Consider the following 5795-nt stretch of genomic DNA (forward strand, 5'->3'; position numbering starts at 1 on the left):
GCTGAAAAGGCTGAAAGCAAAGATCCGAAACTTATGAGAACTGGGATTTTAACTGCGTTGGGAATTGCAATACACAATTTTCCAGAGGGATTTGTCACGTTCGCAGGCTCGTTACATTCAATAGAAACTGGCATTCTATTAGCGGTAGCCATAGCTATTCACAACATACCAGAGGGAATATCCGTGTCTATACCCATTTTTTATGTTACTGGAAATAGGAGAAAGGCTTTTTTGTACTCTTTTGCTTCGGGGATATTTGAGCCGATCGGCGCAGTAATAGGAGCAGCTTTCCTCTTACCCTTCATGACAGATTACCTACTTAGTTGTGTTCTAGCCTTCGTTGCTGGCATCATGGTTTACATAAGCTTTGACGAATTATTACCAGCTGCTCACAAATATGGTAAAGAGCACATGGTAGCCATAGGAATTATTTCTGGAATGGCTGTAATGATATTAAGTTTAATCGTGCTCAGGTAAAGCATTATGATAAAAATAAAGAATTTGTCCGTAGAAATACATGAAGAAAATATTCTAAAAAGAGTTAACCAATTTAACCACGTGGAAGCCTAGGTGCACACTGATATTTAGACCTACTTAAACCTAAACACGAAGATGTTGAATGTGAGTCGGTTCAACTTTTCTACGAGCCCTTCATAGTAGCAAAAGCAAACTACTTCCTCGATTATTACAAAAAGTTACAAAAAGAAAACCTATACAATTAAAATAGGAGAAGTGAGCGAAGTCATCGCTTTTGGCCAAACTCTAAAGCCCGAAACTATGAAGGAAAAAGGAATTTTAAAGCGACCTCACAAGGAGGTCGCGTTCGAGGTTCAAGAAAGAGTAATCCACAAAGCTGCCGTGCACATCGCTCTAAATAGAGCGGGACGTGAAATCGACCCTGCGAAATTGCCATCTGCTTCCACTAGGCCTGAACCTAAAAAAGCTCTGAAAGAATTGAACGACAAAATAAGAGAACCCAAGGTTTCACCCGACATCATACTAGACATCATTCGCAAGAAAACGGTAAAGAGGCCTCCAGACACTGGAAGGATTGCTAAAGAAGTATTTGAGGTAACAGAACATGCCTTAGTTTATACGCCCATATACGAAGCTCGATGTCGACGACTAAAACTGGGGAAATCAAGATCATTCCAATAAGTGGCATTACAGGCAAGATGTTGTCTTTGTAGAAGAGACTCCGCATCTATATGGAAATGTGAGTTTCCAATAATGATTTAAGCTTCGGAAAGTTTAGTTATAGGTTCTCGATGTTTTGAGTTATGAGCCGAGGTGCATTAGTTGAGTGAATCGGAAGTTAAAGAAAAAGAGAAGCCTGTCAAGCTCGAAGATGTGGCTGAGGAAACTGGCGAGCTCATCGGAAAAGGTCTCAAGAAAGCTTGGAGTGTTACAAAGAGTTTCGGAAAAGGGTTAGTTGATACTCTTGAGAAGACAGAGAAGCGAAAAGATTCTATGCCTTCAACTTGCCCACATTGTAGTGCTTCAGTTCCTCCACATTCTAATTTCTGCGCCAGTTGCGGAAAGAAACTTTAATTCTTTACAGTGCACTCCCCTATTTTCTGCGTTCGGATAGACTAGACAGAAAGGATGGTGGAGCTATGCTCTCGTTCAAGGACCGAATCAGGAATATACTTCGCAAGCGTTCCCTTTAGTCGTGTCATAGAATCGGTGTCTCTGACGTCATTGTCTGAAATGCAAGGCAACTTCCCTGCTTCAATATAGGAAATCAGTACTTTTGCAACTTTGATCAAAACTCTGGTCTGTTTGGCTGTTAAGCGGTTACCTCTCTGTATCCGAACTATATCTATGAAATCGTAGAGAGCGTTTATTGTCTGTCTATTACCGCGAAAAATTGGAGGACCGGGGGTTTCGAAAATTTGTGCTCTTGTATGCACATAGGTCTTCGGAATCTGCCTAGGTCTTTTCAACATTCTCTCTCACATCCGTGTTATCCATTGTATTCGACGATCACATCGGTGATGGCTACAGGCATTAGGATGTTGGCGTTCAGAATAGGTTCTTCGTTGATGTCTATGTCTATAGTTACGGCGGTTACTTGTGTGTCTTTGATTTCGAAGTGAGCTTTGACTTTCATCCACTGTGTGGTAATATTCAAGGGTGTTGATGTTCCATCGATGGTCGCATTGGCGTCAACGATGTGGAATCTTATCTCTGTGTAGTTCCCAACTGAGAGTTCTTGTACCGCCAGCACAATGGAGAAGTCAGTCAAACTCAGCAGGTCGAAGGGGTCTGTTTGCATTACTGAGACATTGTACCATGTCGTGTTTCCTCCACCTTTCCTATGCACTCTAACCGCATTTACGGTTAACCAAAGCTCTTCCAACTCCGCGGGAGCATCCTTGATCTTCACAACTAGCTGACCTGTCGCCTGTACGGTGGGCAGGTATCCAATCCATACAAAACTTGCTATGATCAGAACAGCTATCAAAACGCCGCCAAGACCTCCCAATACAAGTTTGCGATTGTTGTAAACCACTATTTCACCTCCGAATTTCCATTTGGAATTGAGAAATTATGCGTATCGCCTGATTTAATACAATGCTTTTGAACAGTTTAACAATATACTGTTCAACTTTTTGAACAGCTAAGGTCTTTGGTGCCATATTCGAAACGTTTCATACCACATGATTCCTGTGCCTAAAACTCCAAACACTAAAGCAAAGACGCTGTAGAAGTCGAACATTCTAACTTGGGTAATGTAAAAAATGAGCAACGTAGTAAATAGCATAGCGTACAGTAAGTATCTGGGAAGAATGAACATTCCAACTCTAATGAACTGTCTTAGAATCCCCACGTTGACCTTCTTCAACAAACGATATTCTCCTCTTATCTTTTCCACTAACTCCAGATCAACAAGCTTATCCAAATGGTACACGGCAAGTGCGGGACTTGAAAATCCAAGCTCTCTTTGGGTTTCTCTAGCTCCCACAGTATCGTTAGGAGACCGAAGTACGTGCCAGTAAACTCGAAGAGTGTTACCTTTCAACTGGCTGGCAACGTTCTCTTCATCAAATTCCAAGCCGCTAACCTCAATACAACTGATGCTTTAGTCAAGCTTCTGAACAAAAAAATCCTATGAGCTAGGAATATGAACTGAAAGTCCACACTTTTTTGGCTTGATCGTTTCCTAACTGGTGGAAATTATTGAAGAAATGTTAAATATTCATTCTAATGAAAAGCGAGATTTTAGGAGATTTCGATGGGTGAAACAATAGAAAGAGGACTTGAGAAAATTGGTGTAACAGTCTCGAAACCAGTCTTTACTTTGATAGCCGTCATCTTTGGCATACTTGTAATGGTTTTTCAAGACCTGTTACAATGGATCGTTGGATTATACTTCATAATATAGAGACTGTTGTTCTTCGCTGACTACTTTGAGCTAAGAAAGGGATAGGACAAAGATTTGAACCCTCCCCACAAGGGAGATATCATCCGCAAGCCTTATGTTTCTCATTTTAGGGCCCACATCACAAATTACTTTGTAATGTAAAGCTACTTATTGCGAGGGAAAGTTTTTAGGGATAAGAATGCTCATTCAAAAGTGTTAGGAGATTTATTCATGGCGGAAAAGGAAACAATTGAAAAAGTCAAGGCTAGGCAAGGAGTATTCGCAAAGATCCAAAACGTGATCACTGGGGGCTATGGAACGAAAGAGGATTTGCGAGAACTCGACCGAAAGCTCCGCGATTATTACTACGCTGACTTCAAAGCCCTACGCCACAGATGGGAAGAAATCTACCTGGCTGCTTTAAACGCTGAGCAAAAATCTGCTGGAGATCACTTCAAAAAAGTCATCCAAGTCTTGGATAGAATTGCTGAAAAGGTTAACCGCGCTGATTATGGCTACGCTGGATTATGGGACCGCAAGGGATACATAAGAGAGAAGGAGCTTGCTCGAATATTCAACTACGACAAAGCCCTAAACGAAGACGTTAAAGGCATAGTTAACAGGGTTGATGAGCTGTATGCTGATTGCGAAGCTGAAAAATGGGATAGTGTAGACGCGAAGGTAAAAGTCATCAAGTCTTTAATATTCGACTTTGAATCTAAATGGAACGAAAGAGAAAAGGAATTCAGACCTTTGGAGATGTAAATTAATGCCTGTAATTGAAAAAGTTTCATGGGATTTCGGAGGGGCAGAGGATATTGCTTATAGATTTCCCAAACTCTCCCTCAAGTATGGAAGCCAAGTGGTTGTAAAAGAAAATCAGTGGGCTGTCTTCTTTAGAGATGGTAAAGCCTATGATGTTTTTGGCCCTGGAAGACACACAATAACTAGTAAAAACATTTCCCTCTTTACTGGCGCTTTAAAGGCTCTGGGCATCATAGGTGACATTTTCGATTGCGAAGTTGTTTTCGTCAGCAACAGTCAATTCCGAGGAAACTTTGGTGGAACAGCCTATTCAGCACCAAGCGGCGACATAAAATATCAAGCTGAAGTAGGTTTCTACGGATACCTCCTCTACAAAGTTGAAGATCCGAAACTGTTTGTCATGGAGTTCTTTGGAAACCGAGGAGCAACCACATCCCAAGATATCGAAAACTACATCAGAGGATTCGTAAACGAACGCATCATAAACGATTTTGGCAGCTTCGACATATTCACCGTCGTAAAGAACGTAGACATCACAACCGACAAAGTAGCACTAAAAATCAGCGACGAAGCCGCAAGAATCGGCCTAAAAATAATAGACTGCGTCTTCGAAGGCGTCAAAATCCCAGAAGAAGCACGAAGATTTGCCTCCGGAATTGGCGCACAAGCCATGACAATGCAGTACATGAAAGAAACAGCAGCAGAACTCAAAGGAACTGAAGGCGGTGGAGCAGCCGCAGCAGGCGTTGGAGCAGGACTAGGCTTGATGATGCCTTTCATGATGGCTCAACAAATGCAACAAGCTCAAGCTGGAAAACCACAAGAAGTAGTTATTTGTCCAAAATGCGGCGCCAAAAACACTGCGGGAATGAAATTCTGTGGAAATTGTGGCTCAAGCTTGCTTCCAAAACCCGCGGTTATCTGTCCAAACTGCAAAGCCGAGAACCCCGCAGGTATGAAGTTCTGTGGAAATTGCGGTAAACCTCTCGCTCAGTCAACAACTGGCGCTGAAATTACTTGCCAAAAATGTAACACTAAGAATCCTCCTGGAACAAAATTCTGCGGGAACTGTGGAGAGAAACTTTCGCAATAGCTTATACCCTATTACCGTCCTCTCTTTTTTAATGCTCTCAATGTAAAAACTCAACGAACATTCATCACACAAGTTTGACAAATTACACATCAACGACGAGAATAACTCTATAAATCCTAACCACATAATATATGCATGAGCTTGAAGCTCATGGTTGGAAAGGGGGGTTACCCCCAGGGAGAAAGGAGAAGTTTAAAAAACTTCTTTCCCAACCAATCATCAAGAACTTTCTTCTATAATTAACTTCTATTTAAGTTTTTGACAACTTTTAAACGGAAAGGCTTGGCCACCTTCAAGCTTTATGCACGAAAACACCCTTTTTTCTATGGACTCCATAAAAGAACAGGCTCGAACCATAAAAAAGCGGGGTTTGGGAGTGATATCTCCACTCTGTAGGCGTTCAAATCAGCATTTTTCGAGGACTTCTCTTAGTTTTAGTCTCTGATGAGGCTTAAGATGTCTATCATGAAATAATGAGTGACCCCGACAGAAGTATACACCTTCCAGAAGTTTTGATTCATTCCACGTAGGGGGTTTTGAATCTGCGGTTACTGGCAACCACATGAGGTG

The 5795-nt window shown here is 41.7% G+C and carries 9 protein-coding genes; 6 read left to right on the top strand and 3 right to left on the bottom strand.

Annotated features, from left to right (window positions below):
• From KAU88_04205 to KAU88_04215, 3 genes are all read left to right on the top strand, one after another.
• On the top strand, positions 1–477 hold a 477-nt coding region (locus KAU88_04205), incomplete at its 5' end, for a ZIP family metal transporter (protein ID MCK4477712.1).
• Positions 478–732: 255 nt separating this feature from the next.
• Entirely contained in the window at positions 733–1158 is a 426-nt protein-coding gene (locus KAU88_04210; GenBank protein MCK4477713.1) for a hypothetical protein, read from the top strand.
• A gap of 141 nt (positions 1159–1299) precedes the next feature.
• Positions 1300–1551: a zinc ribbon domain-containing protein gene (locus tag KAU88_04215; protein MCK4477714.1), complete on the top strand. Its 252-nt coding sequence runs from the start codon at positions 1300–1302 to the stop codon at positions 1549–1551.
• A gap of 41 nt (positions 1552–1592) precedes the next feature.
• Here the strand turns inward: KAU88_04215 and KAU88_04220 are convergent, their stop codons facing one another.
• The 3 genes from KAU88_04220 to KAU88_04230 form a co-directional block, all read right to left on the bottom strand.
• Positions 1593–1949 carry a hypothetical protein gene (locus KAU88_04220; protein MCK4477715.1) on the bottom strand — a complete coding sequence of 119 codons (357 nt, stop codon included), beginning with the start codon at positions 1947–1949 and terminating at the stop codon, positions 1593–1595.
• A 17-nt stretch (positions 1950–1966) separates the two neighbouring features.
• A complete protein-coding gene (locus tag KAU88_04225; protein MCK4477716.1) occupies positions 1967–2515 on the bottom strand; it encodes a DUF4382 domain-containing protein in 549 nt (182 codons plus the stop codon).
• A 108-nt stretch (positions 2516–2623) separates the two neighbouring features.
• Positions 2624–3058, bottom strand: coding sequence for a hypothetical protein (locus KAU88_04230; GenBank protein ID MCK4477717.1), 435 nt, complete (start codon positions 3056–3058; stop codon positions 2624–2626).
• Between the two features lie 180 nt (positions 3059–3238).
• On the opposite strand from KAU88_04230, the gene KAU88_04235 reads away from it, so the two are divergent.
• The 3 genes from KAU88_04235 to KAU88_04245 all read left to right on the top strand — a co-directional run bounded on the left by KAU88_04235 (position 3239) and on the right by KAU88_04245 (position 5225).
• On the top strand, positions 3239–3388 hold the full coding sequence (locus KAU88_04235; GenBank protein ID MCK4477718.1) for a hypothetical protein: 150 nt from the start codon (positions 3239–3241) through the stop codon (positions 3386–3388).
• Positions 3389–3598: 210 nt separating this feature from the next.
• A complete protein-coding gene (locus tag KAU88_04240; protein MCK4477719.1) occupies positions 3599–4132 on the top strand; it encodes a hypothetical protein in 534 nt (177 codons plus the stop codon).
• A gap of 4 nt (positions 4133–4136) precedes the next feature.
• A complete protein-coding gene (locus KAU88_04245; protein ID MCK4477720.1) occupies positions 4137–5225 on the top strand; it encodes an SPFH domain-containing protein in 1089 nt (362 codons plus the stop codon).
• Positions 5226–5795 lie beyond the last annotated feature (570 nt).

The sequence above is a fragment of the Candidatus Bathyarchaeota archaeon genome (assembly GCA_023131225.1).
In the GTDB taxonomy this organism is placed as follows: Archaea; Thermoproteota; Bathyarchaeia; order Bathyarchaeales; family SOJC01; genus JAGLZW01.

Bases quoted from the DNA above. Each gene is read 5' to 3' on its own strand.
- KAU88_04220 (MCK4477715.1), bottom strand. From the start codon at position 1,949: ATGTTGAAAAGACCTAGGCAGATTCCGAAGACCTATGTGCATACAAGA.
- KAU88_04235 (MCK4477718.1), top strand. From the start codon at position 3,239: ATGGGTGAAACAATAGAAAGAGGACTTGAGAAAATTGGTGTAACAGTC.
- KAU88_04240 (MCK4477719.1), top strand. From the start codon at position 3,599: ATGGCGGAAAAGGAAACAATTGAAAAAGTCAAGGCTAGGCAAGGAGTA.
- KAU88_04245 (MCK4477720.1), top strand. From the start codon at position 4,137: ATGCCTGTAATTGAAAAAGTTTCATGGGATTTCGGAGGGGCAGAGGAT.